This window comes from Colwellia sp. F1, assembly GCF_056238625.1.
Genome location: NZ_JBWDLI010000007.1, coordinates 78,880 through 99,350 on the forward strand (window position 1 = coordinate 78,880; position 20,471 = coordinate 99,350).

Genomic DNA, 20,471 nt, shown 5'->3' on the forward strand with positions numbered 1-20,471 from the left:
AATGCTATTGCTTTAATAAGTGCCTTAAGTCCATTTGCTCTGAATTTTCTCCAAGAAAAAGCAAAGCAAATGGATGAAATAAAACTGAGCCAGCGTTTAATGGTTTCGTGTTGTAGGACGACTTGCCATCCGCCATTGATATAAACCACCTAGTAAAACAATTAACAGCATTGCGGTGAGTGCTTGCCAAATAAAGTTATCTTTTTTTACGTCATTTTGCGAAGCGTGCTTTTCAAGTTTTTGGCCTTGTACTTGTTGTTTTTCTTGCTCAGCTTGGGTGTCCTTTGATGGTTCAAGCATTGCTTTATTGGTTTGCTTTTGTTGCGCTGCCTGTTCAGTCATATCACGCATTGTTTTGGCATCAATTAAAGGGGCTAAACCAAAACCTTGCGCTAATTGCTCAACATTTTCACGCAGGGCATCATTTAACATTACTAATTTATGTTTATTAACCGTGTCGATATAGCGCTTTACTAATTGCTTTAAGCGCTGAGGATCCGCTTGCCAATAGTCTTTACGCTCTGCTTCTAGCATGCGCTCCATCATGCGAGCGAGGGCTGCGGGGTTTACCTTGTCAAACCATTCGTTAAGTTGTATGTTAAGTTTGTCATTAACGTAAACGTCCATGTATTCATTCCATTGGTCATCACGAACGAGGTTAGGATCAACCACTTGCCAGCCAAAAAAGTTGTCCATGCGAGAGGCCAATGATACGGCGCCGGAATAGCCTTCTTTTTGCATTTCTTTGATCCAACGCGGGTGGAACATACGAGTGCGCAATTCTTTTGACATAAATAAAGCCGCATCTTCCGCTTTTGCTTGGTTAGCGTTTCGTAAATTGGTAATAACCATATCGGGGCTTTTACCATCAATATTACGTATAGCGAGGCTTAAACCACCAAAGTATTCAAAAGGATCATCGCTGCTTAACATACCAAATAGATTAGATGAACGTGCGAATGTGGTAATATCAGTCCCTGATAACTGCGTTGCATATAAACCGATTGCTTCACCTTGGCTGTTTTTTGCTTGCTCGCCCCAGCGACTGCTATCTGCGCCAAAGAAGTAACCCATTTTTCCTAAATAATTGTCGGCTATTTTTTTGTCGCTCTCCCAGGTATCGCTTGCCCAAACAGCCGTGTCTACCCCAGAGCCATAATCACCAGAGCGGTTTGAAAAAATACGAATGGTTGACAGATATTCCGCTTCTTCTGCAACTACACCTTGTTCAAGCAATTCAGTTTTTACCCGTTGGCTATGCTCTTGAATATAATTACGCCATAACGGATTGCTTTCTGCTTTTAATGCGGCTACTTGATTAACCGCCTTGGCTAACAACTGCATAACGTTTGGAAAAGCATCGCGATATAAGCCGGTCGCAGAAAGTACCACATCAATGCGGGGTCTGTTAAGTTCGCTGTACTCAATCACTTCTGTACCGGTTACACGTCCCCCTGCATTCCATATGGGTTTTACCCCCATGGCATATAATACTTGTGCTTCAAGTACACCATAGTGGCGCATGGTTTCTATCGACCATAATGAAAAAGCCATTTTGTCAGGAAACTTACCGTGTTTTCTATGGTAATTATTAATCATTTGATCAACTAAGCTCTTACCTTGTTCAAAGGCGGCTTGGGTCGGCACTTTAGATGGGTCAAAACCATAAAGGTTAAAGCCTGTTGCCAGTGATTCAGGGTGACGAATAGGGTCGCCGCCTGTTTTTACCGGTATATATTTAGCCGATAAAAAATCTGCCATGCTGTCAAGTTCACGAATCCCCGACATGCTTTGATACAGTTGGCGACCATGTTTGATTTTGTCGGCTAATGGCGTGTTTAATTTATGTAACGCAATCGGTTGCTCTGCTGTTTCTTTACCATTAAGTAAAATATAATTTAAAACGGTTTGGTAGCCGGTAAGGTTTTTCAGTGATAGTTGTGCCTCGGTAGCACTTTGCTCGCGGCCAGTATCTTTGTCATGTAGGTGTTCGTCTACTTGCTTGGTCTTGGGCACACTTTGTACAACTTGATGGTAAGTGTGGCTATGTGCTAAGTCAGCGCTATTGTTGTCAAAAGCGGGGTTATGAACATGCGCTGGTAAGGGGTAGTGTTCATGCTCAAATGTGCTAGCAAGTTTGGTAAAGTCTGTGCCTAATATTTGTATTAATGTTGAAATAACTAAATCTTGCTCAGCTAAGTGGCCAAAAGTATGTAACCCTAATGGTTGGTTAGCGGTTGCAAGGTTTTCTAAGTGGTTATGTAACAAGTCAATAAAGTGGTTGTAGTCTTGCGTTATTTGCGCTCTGGTTAAATTAAGATCTTTACACAGGTTTAATTCAAAACAAAGTGTCACTAATTGCTCAGCGGTTTTTTGCTTTACGCCACCTTGGTCAAGTTGCTTATATTGATGCATTAATTCATGTAATGCACTCATTTCACCGTGTAATCCTGCAGCGGCAAACGGTGGTGTCATATGGGCAATAACCGTTGCATTGCCACGACGTTTGGTTTGCATGGCTTCGCCAACATCATCAACAATAAAGGGGTATACGACAGGCGTATCCCACACAGCTAAGTTACCTTGGTCGTACACCGAGAGTCCGCGCTCTTTACCGCCTAGGTATTCATGTGAACCATGAGTACCTAGGTGAATAATAGCGTCTGATTGCCAATATTTGCGGGCATAAAAATAAGCCGCAAGATAAAAATGATTGATTGGCACATCGCCTTGGTGATAAATCATGTTTTCGTCATTTTTATGATCTGAGCGGGGTGGTTGACGCATGATCAACATATTACCGTTGCGAATACGGGGTAAAATAAAAAAATCTTTACCGTTTCTTTCAACCGCCATAAAGTTATCTTTAGGATCGCCCCAATGATCACTAATTGCTTGGGTGACGGTTTTCGGTAGAGAGTTAAACCAGTTAAGGTAAGGTTCTATTGGCATTAATTCTGCCAGATCATCTTCAAGTAGTTGTGTTAGCTGAAAGTCACGATAGAAGGGATCAAGTATTTTACTGACATTATCCGTTAAGTATTTCTTATCACGAACCGCTGTTTGGTAACCGTCATTTGCTAAATGTTGGCTAATGGCTTCAATACTCGCAGGCACATTCATAAATGAGGCACCAACGTCTTTGTCACCCCACATAAATAACGTTAATTTTTTATCTTTATTTGGTTTGTATTTAAGGTTGACGATATTAACGGCTTTATTAACTAAGTGGTTTAACTGGTAGTCAATCACTTGTGCGCTTTGGCTTTCTTTGTCTATGGCAGCAATAATCATAGGATCAACTACGCCAGCACTTTCAGGAAGTACTAATGTAAATGCCATCATGCCAGCAGAAACACCTTGCATGTCTTCTTCCCATGCTGTTTGGTTGCCGCCATAGTAAGTCATTGCTTGTAATATAGGGACTGAGAATTTTTCAAACTCCGCTTTACGTTTACTTGCCCAGTGAATACTGCGAAAGTTAATTATTAAATCTACGTCGGTTTGCTGTACTGCAGTGTTTTTGTTATTTACTGTGGGTAACTGCAATAGTTCACTGTAGTCACCACTGCTGGGGCTTAATTTGAAGAAGAAAGGCACAACATAGACACCTTTTGCTTCTAGTCTTTTTATTGTGTCATCAATAACTTGTGTTTGTTCAGTTTCAATTAAGGCACGTTGCATTAACAGTGCAATTTTCGCTTGGTTAGCTCTTGGTTGTTTCCAGTGGTGGTAGCTGGCGAGATCTTTACTGATAATGCTGGGCTGTTGTGGGTGATAAATGCCTTTATCGGGATAAATAATGGCTGGTTCAATCACTAATTTTGCTGGTTTTTTGTGTGTTAGTACTTGGCTGTCTAGCGCATTGTAGGCAATAAAATTAAGTAAGTGAGTAAAGTTGTGTCGGCCACCGTTCTGCCAGTAATCGTCGATACGTTTTTGTGTTTGTGGGCTTAAGCCGTATTGTGCTTGTGTATTATTTAACCAGTTTAAACTAATGACTTTAGTGGAACTTTTCTGTTGTTTTAACTGCCCGATATTCTTTAAATAAGGTCGGTACGTTTTTTGCGCCTCACGGGCTGACACCGCGTCAAGAATAACAAGGTCATTCGCTTGAAATAGCGCAGTTAAGTCGGTATTAATAGGAATGCTTTTTGCTGTTTTGTGGTTGATATTCCAGTGAATAGTGTTGCTCGGTTCTGCGACTTTTTTTAATAAGTTTACTTTGGCTTTATTAGTATGTGCTGCGCTGATAAACAGCACATTAATTGTATTTTCGGCAGTGTTCTCGACAGTATTACCGACCGTACTTTCTTGCTTTATGTTTGCTGCGCTTGCAGTCGCAAAAAATACAAGGCTAAAGAAAGCAAAGTGCTTGAATAGTAGGGCGACAGCTGGGAGTTTTTTAAGTTGTTTCATGTTTTAATTATTCTTTAGGGTTACAAGAAGGAATGACTGATAAATTGTTTTAGTCAATTGCGTTATTCCGCGACATATATGATTGACCCATCATCCATTTCATAAGCAGTACCTGCTTTTTTTCCACTGCCACTGCCTGTTTTTCCTTCGCTTTTAAAGTTCTCTATTTTGTTGCCTTTTTTAACAATTATTTCCATATTTTCTTTACCAGCATTTTTTATTACAGTGACATCTTCAGCTAAAAATGGGCTGAGTGGATTTTGTGCAATAGCAATTAATAAAGCAGCAACTAACACTAAAAATACATCCACTAAATTAACAACGGATAAGGCAGGGTTAATACCTTCGTCTTCATCAAGCAGCTTCATGTTGGGTTTCTACTCTGTGGTTAATATTGGTCTCGTTTATTACAAGGTTTTGTTTTGACTCGCGTAATAATGGAGTAAGGACAACAAGTTCTTCAGCTAACCAACGTTTTTTAACGCTGGCAATCCAGAAGGTAATAGAGGCGATAACTAACCCGAAAATAACAGCAGAAAAAGCGACAATTAAATTTTCACTAATGCCTTGAATATTCCCATCAGCTAAGCTTTTAAGGGCGGGTCCCATGGGCACCATTGTGGCAATTAACCCTAACATAGGTGCTAAACGACTGACATTTCTTACCCTTTCAAGAAGTGCTAAAGCATTCACATCGAGTTGATCTTTACTGACATTAGGGTAATTGTTGGCTAGCTGTGCTAGCGGGTAACCGCTTAAGTGTAAGTGGCTATTCTCACCTAGTTCACTGTTTAATAGACGATGAAGCGCTGGTTTGTTTTGTTTCCGCTGAATGCTTTGCATAATATATTGCCCAGTGGCAAACAGTGAATAAACAAATAAAGCACCGATTAACACCAGCACGGGAGCCATAAAAAGTTCAGACAATTGGTACATTGCCTGCTCAAGTTGGTAAATCATATGTATTCTCAAATAGTGGGGGGTTATCGTTAATCCTTTATCGATAACCTCTTAATAAACTTAATGGATTTGCTATGCTACCAATTTAATTTAAAGTGCTTTGGCCCTAAAAGAAATATGGCCTGACGCGCTTTGTGCGTTGTAATAGCTTGTGAGCTGTAATTTGTAGCTAGCTGTGGCTGTTTTTATAATATAAACGCCATATTGAGACCAAAGTGTGTGGCCACCGTTTAAGCCGTATTGGTACCAAGGTAAGGAGTCAAAAGCTCGTACGGTATATTCATTCTGTTCAAAATCGTAATAACGTAAGGCGTCTAAATCAATGGCGGTATAGGTATTGTCAAAGTCTTGCATTGCGGTTGCATCAGCAGCTAGGTTTATTTCAAAACTCGCTGCTGTTTTATCGTCATTACACGGCAAAGTTATGTCCCAAGCGTCACTGGCGCTCACAACTTGCCCAATAGCAAAGTCAACATAAACACCGTCGTAGGCAGCGCAAGCTTCAGCGGTATCTATCACAATATCAGACTCTACCAGTGCAAAAGCCGTGTCGACATCCGTTTGGTTGCTGTAGGTTAGGGTGATATTAGCTAAATCACGCCCTTGTGTGGTCAGGGCTGTTGCTCTGAATTTACTGTAAGTTTCATCAGAATTAACAATATAAGCATGGCTGTCATCGGCTGTTACTACATGAGTTGTGGTGTTGTAGGCATAAAAGCCATCAAGAATTCGTTTTGTATCATCTGTGGTAAATACTGTTTCATCACTTGGAACATCTGCTAGTGTAACGGCATTAAAGTTATCTAACTCAGACTCAGGTGTCGCGTTAATAAAACTATCAGGGATTGCTTTGCCCTCGTCATCAAAAAACTCACTGTTTTGGCTAGTCGCGTAAACCGAAACAGGCGCATCAGGATTGTTATTATTGAGAAAAATATCACTACGTTTAAAGGCAATATCCCATTGATTATTGGTTTTAGCATCGTCATCAGACAAACTAACCTCAGTCATGGTGTCTAAATCAAAGTAAAAGAATGTTGGTTCAGTTACCGTTCCTGTGGAAAATGGGCCGTAAATAGTTGTTTCTGATATCGGCTCTTCTGGTGGCTGGGTGTTTGCTGAATCATTACTGCTGCTACCGCAAGCTGTTAGTGCTAATGTACTTAGTAATGACGTTAAAATAAGAGTGTTGCTTTTCATGTTAATTTCCTTAAATTTATTGTTATATTGCTGATTTTTAGCAAGATAAGAATGCTACAATTGGTAAGTAATACCGAACGAAACAAACCGACTGCTGATCGGTCTTGCGTCAAATAGTTGCTCGCGAACGGCATTAATATCTTGGTGTTGGTTTAGTATGTTTTCGAGTGTAAGGCGCCATGAGAAATGTTTGGAAAATTGCTGGCTTAATTTAAAATCGACAGTGAACCAGTGATTGTTTAACGTGCCGTTGTCAAAACCTTCTGTTGGTATGGCTTCATCTTTTTGGTATACAAAATAAAGCATACTGTTAATGTTATAACGCGTCGTTAGGTAACCTATACTTGCTTTTACTTGGTGAGCAGGTCGGCTTTCTAGCCGTTTACCATGACTATTTTTGGTATGTAAATAGCTATAATTTAGTTGGTTTGTCCACTGGTCATAATTTGTGCTTATAGACCAGTCTAAACCTTTGAGGATCGCTTCATCTATATTGGTATAAACTGAAATGTCGAGTGCTTCAATAACAGAGCGATCTGGATCAGCTACAGTATCAATTAAATCTTTTGCTTGAGTATAAAATAGGTTGATATCACTGCTTAAATCAAAGCTGCCTAAAACTGAATTTTTAATACTTGTTTCATAAGACAGTGATGTGTTTACGGTAATTGAGGTTTCAGGGGTTAAGTCTTCATTACCATAAACTTTGTATCCTAGCGAACTATGATCAAATTCATAAAAGCGCTCTTTTAAAGTAGGTACTCTATAACCTTGTCCAATGCCGTAACGTAACTTAAGTGTGTCACTGCTGGTGAGTAAATCATGCATACCACTTAAGCGCAGGGCTGAGTGAAAACCAAAACTTGAATCGTTCTGAACCCTCAAGCCTACTAAGTACTGGCTATGTTTGTTAATCCAATTAAATTGACTAAACGCCTCAATGCTTTCTTTGCTAACCAAAGGGACTTCTTTACTATTATTTGAAATTTTTGTTTGCTCTAGCGTATCTTTATGGATTAAGCCGCCCGAAACATTTTCAAAGCCAGCACTTGAGAAAACATATTTGCCATTGATTTCATATAAACCAATGTCTGCTTTGCGTAAACTAGCACTCCTGCCACTGGTTTCTTGGTGTTTCATCATTCGACTATTTAGCTGCCATGAACGTTGAAATTTATTGTTGTTGCTGGGCAAAATTTGACCTAAGTCAATATCGACTTGTTGGCGTTGTACATCGGAGATAAATTGTTCTAAGGCATTTTGCCCGGCGATACGCCCAGTGTTCTTTTCTTTGTCTTCATCAAAAAACTGATATTTAAGTGCGGTATCTATAGTACCTAGTTGTCCAAAGGTTGCTAAATTGATAAATACTTTATCTAAGGCGCCGGTGGGAGTAGCGCTATGGTCACTGTCATAATCAAAACCTGGGGTGTGTTTTAGTAGAGTATTAAGTTGGTGCCGCCAACTGCCGGTAGTCAAGGTAGCTCCTAAGCGCGCTTGATGTGAATAGAGATCATCGGGTAAAGCATTGCTGGTGTAACTCCCAATTTCATAACTGACATTAAGTTGATTTTGTGTGCTGTTATTAGTGATGATATTGATCACGCCACCCATGGCTGAACTACCATACATCACAGAAGCTGAACCGCGAATAACTTCAATTTGTTTGATGTCTTGTGCACTTATTTGATCAAGGTCAACCGCTGCGCCTGTAGGTGCTATTAATGGTTGGCTGTCGAGTAAAATTAAAACATTATCGCCGTCAAAACCTTGCATTTGAATGTTGTAGCCGTCTTTAGGCGTTCGAGTGACAACAACGCCAGGTATAAAGTTGAGTGCTTGTGCAATGGTGCCCTGAGTAAGTAAGTTTATTTGGGCTTGTTCAATAACGTCAACTTGAACAGGCGAATTTGAGAGTAACTTGGCCGTACGAGTGCCAGTAACAACAATGACTTCGTTAATTTTTTGTGATGTTGTGGTTGATTGTAGCTGCCGGTCTTCATTCTGGGCGTTAGCAGTATTTGTTAATGTTAATACGAGATTAATCAATAACGCACGGGTTAGAAACTTAATTTGAGGTGTAGAGTATTTAAACATTGATATTAATGGTAATCATTATCATTTGCATGGATGATATAGTAATAATCAGTGGTTATCAACTGATAATTATTCGCATTATTATTCGTCTTTGGGTTTTCTTTTTATTTTTTAAGTTTCAGTTTAAAAGGTAAAACAGTATAATTAATCACAGCCCCAATTTTACAATTTACTGTATTTCACTTAATGACTTTAGTTGCTCAAGCATTTTCTTCTGATGGCGTTTTAGCTAAGACTATTAACGGCTTTTCGCCACGCCAAGCGCAAACCGATATGGCGTTAGCGGTGGCGACGGCTATTGAAAATAAGTCAACACTCATTGTTGAAGCGGGAACAGGAACAGGAAAAACATTTGCCTATTTAATCCCGGCATTCCTGAGTGTTAATGCTGCGTCAAGCGACGATGATCTGAATACTAAAGTGATTGTTTCTACAGGCACGAAGAACCTACAGGAACAGCTATTCCATAAAGATATTCCACTGGTTAACAAAGCCTTGGCGAGTAATGTACAGGTTGCCTTGTTAAAAGGACGTGCCAATTACTTATGCCGTTATCGTTTAGCGCAATATCAAGATACCTGTGGTCAACTCGATGCAAACACCTTAGCTGACTTGGTTAAGGTGAAAGCGTGGGCCAATAGTACGCAAAGTGGCGATATTGGTGAGCTGGTTAATGTGACAGAAGATTCAGCGGTATTTCCTTATATTACCAGTACGCTCGATAACTGCTTGGCAAAAGATTGTCCCGACTATGAGCAATGCTATTTGGTTAAGGCCCGGCATAAAGCCATTGACGCTGATTTAGTCGTGGTGAATCACCATTTGTTTTTTGCAGATATGGCGCTTAAAGACACGGGCTTTGGTGAGCTCATTCCTAAGGCACAAGTCGTTATTTTTGATGAAGCGCATCAAATTGGTGATATTGCCAGTGACTATTTTGGAGAGGCTTTTTCTACCCGTCAACTGGTTGACTTATGCACAGATGTTTTGCAAATATATCGCAGTAAATTAACCGATGTAAAACAGCTAGGCTTAGCGGCGGAGAAGTTAGAAAAAACCTGCCAAGAATTTAGATTACTCTTTAACTATGATCCTGAGCGCGGTAACTGGCGTGATAAATATCAGCAGCAACATTTTGTGCAAAAATTTGCACGCTTAAAAGTAGACTTAGATTTTTTATACCAAGTGATAAAATTGTGTGTTTCGCGTAATGAAGCGATAGACAATTGTTTTGACCGAGCGGTGAATTTACTCTCGCAGTACAATGTGATGGCGAATGTCAATGTTAATGGTATGAGTTTTTGGTATGAAACGACGCCACGCCATGTTGTACTGCATTTAACGCCTTTAAGTGTTGCCGATAAATTTAGTGCTTATGTCAAAGGCTCGGGTGCTGGCTGGGTATTCACTTCAGCAACCTTGGCTGTCGACAATCGTTTTGAGCATTTCGCCAAGCCTTTAGGTTTACACAATGCTAAGCAACTGCTTCTAGAAAGCCCGTTTAATTACCAAGCACAATCGCAACTTATTGTGCCCCGTTATTTACCTGAAGCGAATGATAAAAACCGTGCGCAACATTTAGCCAAATTAGCCAAACCGTTAATTGTGGCCAGCAAAGGTGCTTGTTTTATGTTGTTTACGAGTTACCGGGTGATGAATCAGGTGGCAGCAATTTTAGCGGACGATATTGATAACCCTTTATTAGTGCAGGGGCAAATGGGTAAGCGCGTTTTATTAGAGCAGTTTATTGAAAATGATAACGCGGTATTGCTTGCTACCGCCAGCTTTTGGGAAGGGATTGATGTGCGAGGCGATAAGCTAACCTGTGTTATTATTGACAAGTTGCCCTTTGCGTCACCCGATGACCCTTTACTGCAAGCACGGTGTGAAGATGTCAAACGACAAGGCGGCGATGCCTTTGCGCAAATACAGTTACCACAAGCGATAATAGCCTTAAAACAAGGCGTTGGACGGCTCATTCGTGATGTAAGTGACCGCGGTATTATGGTGGTTTGTGATAATAGGCTAGTAAACCGTCCTTATGGGGAAACCTTTTTAAAAAGTTTACCTGAGATGAAAAGAAGCCGCGATTTAAACAAAGCGATTGCCTTCCTAAATACATTATAATGCGGCAGCTTTAACGCAACTGTAGGCGAGATTTTAAGCGTGCTTGCTGAGAATATTAATTTAAAATAAAGGTAAAAATAGTGAATTATTTAGCCATTGATGCTTCAACTGAGGCATGCTCAGTTGCTTTACAGGTAAACAGTAAAGTTTATAGCTGTTATAAACTGTGCCCACAATCACATAGTTTAGAGTTACTTCCTATGGTGGACAAGTTACTTAAAAAAGCCAATATTACATTGTCAGCCTGTGATGGTTTGATTTTTGGCCGGGGACCAGGCAGCTTCACCGGAGTACGTATTGGTGTGGGTGTTGCCCAAGGCTTAGCGTTTGCCGCTGATTTACCCGTCATGGGAGTTTCTAGTTTACAGACGATGGCGCAATTAGCGTTTATGCAGCACCAGCAACGCCAAGTCATTGCTGCTATTGATGCACGAATGGGGGAGGTCTATAACGGTTATTTTGTACTGGATGATAATAACATTATGCAAGTACAAAACCTTGGTGATAACCAAGGTGAGGCGGTCACTCCACCTGAATTAGTACAAGCCCGACTAGAAAGCTATGTTACAACACCAGTCTTCGGCGTTGGCACGGGCTGGGATGCTTACCCAGCGAGTTTATCATCACTTAAAAGCAACCATGGCACACCCGAAGTCTTATTTCCTAGTGCTGAAGCTATGTTAGTTATAGGTAAAGCAGCGCTTGAACGTGGTGAAGGTGTGGCAGCTGAAGCGGCTGAACCTGTTTATGTACGAGATACAGTGTCATGGAAAAAATTACCGGGCAAGTAGCAGGTTAGCCACCCGTGTAAAATACCTATATTTAAGGGGCAGCCATTAAAGGGGAATCAATTGCCTATGACTTACTTTTTTGCTAAATTGATATTATGAATGTTTCTAGCTCTGTTGGCTCAACAGCACCGTTTGGTCAATTAACCACTACTGATGTTAATAATAAACCGAATGTACCGCTTAAAACAACGGTGCCTTCGGCTGACATAAATAAAGCAGTCCAAGCACAATTATCAAATAAAAAAACAACACAAAATATTGTGATTGATGAGCAAGCAATTGCACTTTTTAAAGCAAACCAAGCTCAAAACCAACAAGCTTTCCAATCCCCGCTTATGCAGCAAAATACAGTAGCATCGTCTTCAGCTAATGTAGAGCCCCCCTCAATAAGAAATGAAACCGCGGTTGCAAGTTATCAATCGGTAAATAATTTAGCCGAGCGAGAGTCAATACAAAAACTGTTTGGTGTTGACTTATTTGCCTAATTGGCTTGTCTTATTACCTGCACATTTTTTTTCAATATGTGTATGTACCAAAAAACATACCAGCAATATAAAGATAATATAAAAGCAAACAAGCTATACTAGCGACTATTATCTTTGTTGTATTTCATATTTCAGTTTTACTAAGTCGAGTATTTATGTCATCACTTTCTATTAATAAAGGGCGAAAGTCATCCCGCTTTTGGCAAAAGTATCATTTTTTTATTTTATTCATGATTGCCATTGTTATTAAACAACTCCCTTTCATTTCAATTCCGTTTAACTGGTTAGAAAGTTATTTTCATGAAATTAGCCACGGTATTGCCGCACTACTAACTGGCGGCACTGTTATGCGTATTCAGTTGTTTGCTAATGGTGCTGGTTTATGTACCACACAAGGGGGAATTAACTTCATTATTACTTTTGCTGGCTATGCAGGCGCCACGCTTTGGGGCTTTGGCATATACAAGTTAGCAAGTGCTCACCAAAAAATTGCTCAAGTCTTCTCGGTTTTCATTTTGACTTTACTGATCGCATCTATTGTTTTGTGGGGGCGCGACTTATTAACCTGGTTTATTTTAGGTGTGCTCGCTGCCTTGTTTTTGTTAACGCTAAAGCTAAAACGTATGCATTACTTGCAACGATTTATGCAGCTAATTGGCCTGCTAATTTTACTGAATAGCTTATCAAGCCCTTCTCACTTACTTGATGGTCGTAATATAGGGGATGGCGCGGCTTTGGCGGCGAGTACATTTATCCCAGAATTTATTTGGATAATTATTTGGTTTTCCATTGCGTTAGCAGCTTTGTATTCTTTGTATAAAACAGCAAAAAGATAAGGGGCTTTTATGACGGTAAGCAAGCCAATTACAGCAGTTAATTTCAAACTTGACAGCCTTTCTTTACATGGGATCACTTGTGGTAGCGAAGGCCGTAAAGACAATATTGTATTATGCTTACATGGATGGCTTGATAATGCCGCGAGTTTTTCTACATTAATGCCATACTTTCAACAAAATATGGCCAGTAAGCAGGTTGTAGCCATTGATTGGCCAGGGCATGGTCACTCAAGCCATAAAAGTCTTGATGCGCATTATCATTTTATTGATTGGGTTTATGATTTACTTCAATTATTTGAGTTTAACCAGTGGCAGCAAGTGGATATTGTTGCTCATTCTATGGGGGCCATGGTGGCAAGTGCTTTTGCTGCAGCCTTCCCTGAAAAAGTTAAATCATTAACGTTACTAGACGCTATTGGCTTTGTGAGTGGCGAAGAAGAAAAAACAACCCAGCAGTTACGTGACGGTATGCTAAGTCGCTTTAAGATTGGTTCGCTTAATGTTAACAAAAATACGACAAAAAGGAAATACCATAGTAGCCTCGATTCCGCCATAAAAGCACGAGTTACTGTTTCTGATCTTAACTATGCGCAAGCAAAACTTATCGTTGAACGTGGTATTGTAAAAGAAGCAGACGGTTACCGTTGGCGAAGTGATCAACGTTTACGTACTATGTCGCCTTACCGGTTAACATTAAAGCAAGCCAAGCAATTAATTCGTGATATACAATGCCCAGTGCAACTGATTTATGGTAGTCGTGGCTTGGCTATGGTTAACCTAGGGAGAAAAACCTTTAGTTCATTATTTAAATCGTTAATTTCTGTTGAACTTGTTGGAGGTCATCATGTTCATATGGATCAGCCTCAAAAAACGGCAGAATTGGTGCGAATTTTTATTAATAAAGGCGAAAAACAGTAAAATATTCAAACAAGCGTTTAAAATTTACTGGTAGTATCAGTTCAAATTTGATAAAACAGTGCAAGAATTAAAAAACTTCAAAAAGAAGTCATAACGATAAGCATTGAACTACACTATTAAGTGGTTGCTATAAAAATTTTTTAAATGAGGAATTTATTGTGGAAAAAGTTTGGTTAGAAAAAAGTTATCCTCCTGGAGTTCCATTTGATATAGATCCAGATAAATACCCCTCATTAGTGGCAATGTTTAATAAGTACTCGGTTAAATACAGTGACAGGGTGGCTTTTATTAACATGGGCGCAGAAATTACATATGCAGAGTTAGCTAAACAAGCAACGGACTTTGCCGCCTATTTACAGCAAGACTTAGGGCTTAAAAAAGGTGATAAGTTTGCCATTATGGTGCCTAATTCATTGCAATACCCCATAGCCTTGTTTGGTGCATTGCTAGCAGGGTTAACAGTTGTTAATGTAAACCCATTGTATACCGCACGTGAGTTGCAGCATCAGCTTAAAGATTCAGGCACAACGGCAATGTTAATCATTGAAAACTTTGCCCAGACGTTAGAAAAAATTATTGATAAAACCCCCGTTAAGCATGTGATCATGACCTCTTTAGGCGACCGACTTGGCTGCGTTAAAGGTGTCATCGTTAATGCGGTTGTTAAGTACATCAAAAAAATGGTGCCCGCCTATAGCTTATCCAATACGATACGTTTTAATACTACCTTGTCAAAAGGGAGCCAGTTAACCTTAGTCCCTGTTGAATTATGTGGCGATGATTTAGCATTTTTACAGTACACAGGTGGCACTACAGGTGTATCAAAGGGGGCAATGTTAACGCACCGGAATATGGTTGCTAATTTAGAGCAAGCAAAAGCATCAATAAAACCACTACTCGCTGAAAGTAACGAACTGGTAGTAACCGCTTTGCCGCTTTATCATATTTTTGCTTTAACCGCGAACTGCTTAACTTTTTTTACCTTAGGGGGAGGGAATTTGTTGATCACAAACCCAAGAGATATGAGTAGTTTTGTGAAAGAATTAAATAAGTATACTTTTACTGCTATTACTGGTGTTAATACACTATTTAATGGTTTGTTAAATACCCCAGGCTTTAAAGACTTAGACTTTTCTAGTTTAAAAATGTCGTTAGGCGGAGGAATGGCCGTACAACGACCAGTAGCCGAGCGCTGGGAGAAACTAACCGGATCGAGGCTGCTTGAAGGCTATGGGTTAACAGAGTGTGCACCGTTAGTGTCATTAAGTCCTTATAATCAAGAAAGTTATAACGGTAGTATTGGTTTACCCGCCCCCTCAACAGACATCAAAATAATACTAGAAAATGGCACTGAAGCCCCAGTGGGTGAGGCGGGTGAAATGTGGGTTAAAGGGCCTCAAGTAATGAAAGGCTACTATAACCGTGAAGAAGCGACTCATAAAGTATTAAAAGATGGTTGGTTAGCCACAGGTGATATTGCCAGTATGGATGAAAATGGCTTTTTCAAAATTGTAGATCGTAAAAAAGACATGATCATTGTTTCGGGCTTTAATGTTTTTCCTAATGAAATTGAAGAAGTTGTTATGATGCATGAAGGCGTTGCTGAAGCAGCCGCTATTGGCGTGCCACATGAAGCATGCGGTGAAATGGTGAAAATATTTGTTGTACGCAAGCAGCCTGACTTAGACGAAGCAACATTGTTAAAACACTGTCGTGAAAACCTCACCAACTATAAAGTGCCTAAGTTAGTAGAGTTTAGAGACGAATTACCTAAAACTAATGTAGGTAAAATACTCAGAAGAGAATTAAGATAAAATATCTAGCTGGTAGGCGATAGGCTCTAGGTTTTCTAAAACCTAGAGCCTATCGCTTTCTAGTGCCTAATCTCAGTATCTATTGCGCTTTTAATGTTTGTCCATTAACGCGTAAACTATCATCAGACATTAAATAAACATAAAGTGGCATAATGTCATTAGGTACTGCTATTTTGTCTTTATCTTCAGCTGGGTAAGCGCTATTACGCATATTGGTATTGGTAGCTCCTGGGTTTATTGCATTTGTGCGTAAATTTGAGTTTTCATATTCGTCAGCAATAATTTGCATCATACCTTCAGTGGCAAATTTAGATAGGCTGTATGGCCCCCAGTAAGCACGCCCTTGATTACCCACACCAGAAGAAGTAAAAACTAAAGAGGCATTTTCAGCTAACTGTAATGTTGGGATCAGCGCTTGTGCGAGTAAAAGCTGCGCATTAACATTCACCTGCATCACATCATGAAACACTTGTTCATGAATTTGTGTAAAGGGAGTTAACTCGCCTAATATTGAAGCATTGAGCAAGGCCCCGTCTAAATGACCAAACTGATCAGCAATGGTCGCAGACATATCAATATAATTTTGTTTGGTTGCTCCTTTTAAATCTAAAGGAATAATGGCGGGTTCCGCTAAATTAAGCGCGACTATTTCATCGTAAACTGCTTCAAGTTTACTGACAGTTTTGCCAAGTAAAATGACGGTAGCACCTAACTTTGCGTAAGTTATTGCCGCTGCTTTTCCTATACCCGATCCTGCGCCAGTAACGAGTATTATTTTATTTTCTAAACTTTTATCTATAATAGTATAATCAAACATTTTTTATTCGAGCCTAGGTCTTAAGGGTTATTTGTAAATATATGATGACTATTTTACTTAGTTTATTTCTAATAACGAGAAATATATCAACTAAAATGTAAAAACTACTGGAACATTGTTAACGCTTGCGTTAAGTTTGATAACTGGTCTAACGAGTTAATTTACTATCTACTTTATTAATCAGTAGGTAAGGCAATAACAAATCGCATGATACTTATTAACAATAATAGAAATAAAATAAGCTTTGGGGAGAGAAAGATGAAGAAGTTAGTTCTTAGTTTAGCTATAGTCAGCGCACTTGGCTTAAGTGGTTGTGGTAGCGAAACTGTCGATGACGTAATAAAAGATACCGCCCAAAACGGCACGCCAGTCGTTGCTCCTGCAAGGGTTGTTTTTGATCCTAGTAATGGCGATTTATCAGTGCCTAATGATTTATTGTTCCTAGATACACCTGACGGCACTTTAAATATACCGGTTGAAAGAAATGCTGCGGGCGAGATTATCTCAGGGGAAAAAGACGAAGATAACCAGGAAATTGAATCACCCAACTATGCCGACCCATCCACCGCACTAGGTGCACTTGATGGTTGGTCGACAACGAACCCCTTTATGCTCGCAATTGATTTTCCTGCAGGGACATCACTTGATACAAATTCAGCGGGTAACCCTGCGTCAGTCAAAATCTATGAAACCTTAATGGGGGGCGATACTGGCTGTGAAGAAGTACCTCGTGGTGCTGCCTGTACCGTGGTAAATGAATTAACTTTTGGTGTTGACTATATTACTCAAGCCTCGGGCAATAGTGTTGCCGTTGTGCCGTTAAAACCGTTAAAAGGTAAAACAACTTATATTTTAGCTTTAACCAATAATTTAAAAGACAGTAATGGCAAAGACGTTGCTGGCTCAACCAGCTATGAACTTGTTCGCCAAGACATTAGCACTAAACCATTAGCAAGCCCCGCACAAAAAAGCTTGCAAGGGGTTATTAATAGTTATGAAAATGCCATTGCAGCAGCAGGCGCTGATAAAAATGCACTAATTTACACCATGGCTTTTACCACGCAATCAACGATTGATGTATTAGCAACAGCTAAAGCCTTAATGGCAAATAATGTGCCAGCGATGATGGCTAATGCAGCGCAGGGTATACCTGCCATTGGCGTGCAAGACATGGACATCTCAGTAGCGGATGTGTTAGCTGGGCAAATACCTGCTTCGTTAGTGCCTTTATATTCAGCGGCTAACTTTATGCAAGGTAGTGTGACTTTGCCTTATTATTTAGGTGTGCCAACAGCAGAAAACCCGATGGCGCCAGTGAATGATTGGTGGCGGTCTTTATGTGATTCGGGTGCGATATTAGCCGGTGTCGCAGGTAAAATTGCTGCAGGTGAACTTACTGCGGACACTATTCCAGAAACACCCGTGAGTGTTGATGATGGTACTTGTATGGCAATTTCTCAGGCTCAAGAGCTAGCGGCTCCAGGTCTTAGATCACTAGGTTTTGATAAAAAGCGTCATTTAACCAAATTTAGCCCAGTACCCAAAGCTAATGCAGCAATGCCAGTTGCTGTGCAAATGACAACACCTGATGTCAATGTTGCTAATGCTGTTCGCGCCCAAATGGGCTTGCCTGCTGATTTAGCAGAGCCTGCGAATGGTTGGCCGGTTGTTATATTACAGCATGGTATCACCTCTAAAAAAGAAGATATGCTATTGATCTCTGGCATTCTTACGCTTCATGGTTTTGCCACTGTAGCAATTGACCATCCATTACATGGTAGTCGCGGTTTTGACTTAAATGGTGATGGTGTTGATGAGATTAATGCATCAACCGTTTCAGCCACGCATTATATGAACTTAGCAAGCCTATTAACCACCCGTGATAATTTACGTCAGTCAACCTCTGATTTAGTCGGTTTACGTTTAGGCTTAAACTTCTTAGGCGGCGTTGATGCAGCAGGTAATGCAATTAAAGTTGATAGGTCTAATGTACACTTTTTAGGGCATTCTTTAGGTGCGATTACGGGTATTAACTTTTTGGCACTTGCCAATACTGCTCTAGACCCACAAGTTGATCCATTATTTGCGGTGAATACCAATAGCCTTGCTATGCCAGGTATTATGGTCGCCAACTTTTTAATGGAATCTGCTGCTTTTGGTGATGTGATTAAATCAAACCTAGCTTATGCGGCATCTGAAGCTTTTCAAGGGTTTGTTGCTCAAACTCATACAAGCGAAACAGCGCCAACAGAAGCTGAAATGGTAGGCTACTTTAACGCATTTTATGCGGCATTATCAGCAGAGCAGCAAGCGGGATTAAATGGCACCTTTTCCCAGTTTGCTTTTGCTGCACAAACAGTAGCAGACTCAGGTGACCCGGCTAACTACGCCGCTATGATGGCAGCAACCAATACACCAACTCATTTAATTGAAGTAGTTGGTAACGGTAGTGATAACTTAAGTGACCAAGTGGTGCCTAATACTGTTTCGTCTACCCCTTTTGGTGGCACAGAAGGCGCAATAGCGTTACTTGGTTTACCGGGTATTTCAACAACAACACAAGATACTGAATCACCCATATCAGGTGCAGTACGTTATTTATATGGTCACCATAGTTCAATATTAGATCCACGCCCTGACTCAAGAGGGGGAGCAACAGACCCACTAATGACAAGCGCTGCAACTACTGAAATGCAAAGCCAGGTCGCTAATTTCTTTAGCAGTGGCGGACACCTAATTTCAGTACAAAACACAGACGTTGTTAAGTAATGATTTAGCTTATACGTTCATAGTAAGCGACAATTGATTAACGAAAGCCTTTAGTTACCAACTAAAGGCTTTTTTTTATATTTTTTATCCCCATATTCTTTATAATATTATGGTAATTTTGTTACGCCGCGATCAACGCGCAGGAGATAAGTTTGGAGTTTTTATACGAATATGGTTTATTTTTAGCGAAAACAATAACGTTTGTTATAGCAATAGTGGCTATTGTGGTTATTGCCACCGCCTCAGCGATTAAAAATAAACATAAAAAGGGCGAATTAGAAATTACTGATTTGTCAGCGCAATTTGACGATGTAGAGCAAGAGATTGTGCACGCACTGTTGAATGATGAAGAGTTAAAACAAAAAGAAAAAAATGATAAAAAATTAGCAAAAGCGCAAGCCAAAGCCGATAAAGCACTAGCGAAGAAAAAAGAAAAAGCAGATGACGATGTCACTGTTAAAAGTAAGGCTAGGGTTTTTGTTGTTGACTTTAAAGGCAGTATTGACGCTAAAGAAGTCAGCTCACTGCGAGAAGAAGTTTCTGCTATCTTATCTGTGGCGACCAAAGACGATGAAGTCTTTGTGCGACTAGAAAGTGGTGGCGGCATGGTTCATGGTTACGGGTTAGCTGCGTCCCAGTTAGATAGAATTCGCCAACATGAAATACCCCTTACTGTTTCTGTTGATAAAGTTGCCGCATCAGGCGGTTATATGATGGCGTGTGTTGCTAACAACATAATTGCTGCGCCTTTTGCGATTCTTGGCTCTATTGGTGTGATTGCGCAATTACCCAATTTTAATAAATTATTAAAGAAAAACGATATTGACTTTGAACAGTTTACTGCCGGTGAATTTAAACGCACGGTTACCATGTTTGGTGAAAACACTGACAAAGGTAAAGAAAAATTTATTGAAGAGCTTGAAGAAACCCATGTGTTATTTAAAGACTTTGTTGGCGAACACCGACCAAGCCTAGAGTTAACCAAAGTGGCTACTGGCGAACATTGGTTTGGTACTAAAGCACTCGCACTTGGCTTAGTTGATAGCATTCAAACGAGTGATGATTATTTACAAAAATTAGCTAAAAGCCACAAGATTGTCGCAATTAAATATGAAGTTAAAAAAGGCTTAGCTGAAAAGCTTGGTAAAGCCGCGTCACTTTCTGTTGAAGGTGTGTTAGGTAAGTTAATGCAGAAAAACCGTGTTTTCCCTGGTTAGTTTTTCTTAATCTTGTTAATA

The 20,471-nt window shown here is 40.0% G+C and carries 14 protein-coding genes; 8 read left to right on the top strand and 6 right to left on the bottom strand.

Annotated features, from left to right (window positions below; all coding sequences use genetic code 11):
• Positions 1–96: 96 nt before the first annotated feature.
• From AC0UA9_RS08295 to AC0UA9_RS08315, 5 genes are all read right to left on the bottom strand, one after another.
• Entirely contained in the window at positions 97–4,419 is a 4,323-nt protein-coding gene (locus tag AC0UA9_RS08295; RefSeq protein WP_475659222.1) for a cobaltochelatase subunit CobN, read from the bottom strand.
• A 62-nt stretch (positions 4,420–4,481) separates the two neighbouring features.
• On the bottom strand, positions 4,482–4,787 hold the full coding sequence (locus AC0UA9_RS08300; RefSeq protein ID WP_475659223.1) for a DUF2149 domain-containing protein: 306 nt from the start codon (positions 4,785–4,787) through the stop codon (positions 4,482–4,484).
• Positions 4,774–5,379 (bottom strand): MotA/TolQ/ExbB proton channel family protein, encoded by a 606-nt coding sequence (locus AC0UA9_RS08305; protein ID WP_475659224.1) that lies wholly within the window; start codon positions 5,377–5,379, stop codon positions 4,774–4,776. The genes AC0UA9_RS08300 and AC0UA9_RS08305 overlap by 14 nt, the downstream gene beginning before the upstream one ends.
• 90 nt (positions 5,380–5,469) lie before the next feature.
• Entirely contained in the window at positions 5,470–6,579 is a 1,110-nt protein-coding gene (locus AC0UA9_RS08310; RefSeq protein ID WP_475659225.1) for an HmuY family protein, read from the bottom strand.
• 54 nt (positions 6,580–6,633) lie between these two features.
• On the bottom strand, positions 6,634–8,676 hold the full coding sequence (locus AC0UA9_RS08315) for a TonB-dependent receptor plug domain-containing protein (protein WP_475659226.1): 2,043 nt from the start codon (positions 8,674–8,676) through the stop codon (positions 6,634–6,636).
• Positions 8,677–8,862: 186 nt separating this feature from the next.
• Here AC0UA9_RS08315 and AC0UA9_RS08320 point away from each other — a divergent pair, with 186 nt between their 5' ends.
• The 6 genes from AC0UA9_RS08320 (at position 8,863) to fadD (ending at position 15,647) form a co-directional block, all read left to right on the top strand.
• Positions 8,863–10,803 (top strand): ATP-dependent DNA helicase, encoded by a 1,941-nt coding sequence (locus AC0UA9_RS08320; protein WP_475659227.1) that lies wholly within the window; start codon positions 8,863–8,865, stop codon positions 10,801–10,803.
• Between the two features lie 80 nt (positions 10,804–10,883).
• Positions 10,884–11,594 (top strand): tRNA (adenosine(37)-N6)-threonylcarbamoyltransferase complex dimerization subunit type 1 TsaB, encoded by a 711-nt coding sequence (gene tsaB / locus AC0UA9_RS08325; RefSeq protein ID WP_475659228.1) that lies wholly within the window; start codon positions 10,884–10,886, stop codon positions 11,592–11,594.
• A 95-nt stretch (positions 11,595–11,689) separates the two neighbouring features.
• Positions 11,690–12,079: a hypothetical protein gene (locus tag AC0UA9_RS08330; protein WP_475659229.1), complete on the top strand. Its 390-nt coding sequence runs from the start codon at positions 11,690–11,692 to the stop codon at positions 12,077–12,079.
• A gap of 155 nt (positions 12,080–12,234) precedes the next feature.
• Positions 12,235–12,915 (top strand): M50 family metallopeptidase, encoded by a 681-nt coding sequence (locus AC0UA9_RS08335; protein ID WP_475659230.1) that lies wholly within the window; start codon positions 12,235–12,237, stop codon positions 12,913–12,915.
• Positions 12,916–12,924: 9 nt separating this feature from the next.
• Entirely contained in the window at positions 12,925–13,833 is a 909-nt protein-coding gene (locus AC0UA9_RS08340) for an alpha/beta fold hydrolase (RefSeq protein WP_475659231.1), read from the top strand.
• A 158-nt stretch (positions 13,834–13,991) separates the two neighbouring features.
• Positions 13,992–15,647: a long-chain-fatty-acid--CoA ligase FadD gene (gene fadD, locus AC0UA9_RS08345; protein ID WP_475659232.1), complete on the top strand. Its 1,656-nt coding sequence runs from the start codon at positions 13,992–13,994 to the stop codon at positions 15,645–15,647.
• 79 nt (positions 15,648–15,726) lie between these two features.
• Here fadD and AC0UA9_RS08350 read toward each other — a convergent pair whose 3' ends face one another.
• Positions 15,727–16,464 carry a YciK family oxidoreductase gene (locus AC0UA9_RS08350; RefSeq protein ID WP_475659233.1) on the bottom strand — a complete coding sequence of 246 codons (738 nt, stop codon included), beginning with the start codon at positions 16,462–16,464 and terminating at the stop codon, positions 15,727–15,729.
• A 258-nt stretch (positions 16,465–16,722) separates the two neighbouring features.
• Between AC0UA9_RS08350 and AC0UA9_RS08355 the strand changes: the two genes are divergently transcribed.
• Positions 16,723–19,233 carry a VolA/Pla-1 family phospholipase gene (locus tag AC0UA9_RS08355; RefSeq protein WP_475659234.1) on the top strand — a complete coding sequence of 837 codons (2,511 nt, stop codon included), beginning with the start codon at positions 16,723–16,725 and terminating at the stop codon, positions 19,231–19,233.
• A gap of 152 nt (positions 19,234–19,385) precedes the next feature.
• The gene (gene sohB, locus AC0UA9_RS08360; RefSeq protein ID WP_475659235.1) at positions 19,386–20,450 is read left to right on the top strand and encodes a protease SohB; all 1,065 of its coding nucleotides are present in this window, start codon (positions 19,386–19,388) and stop codon (positions 20,448–20,450) included.
• The last annotated feature ends 21 nt before the right edge of the window (positions 20,451–20,471 follow it).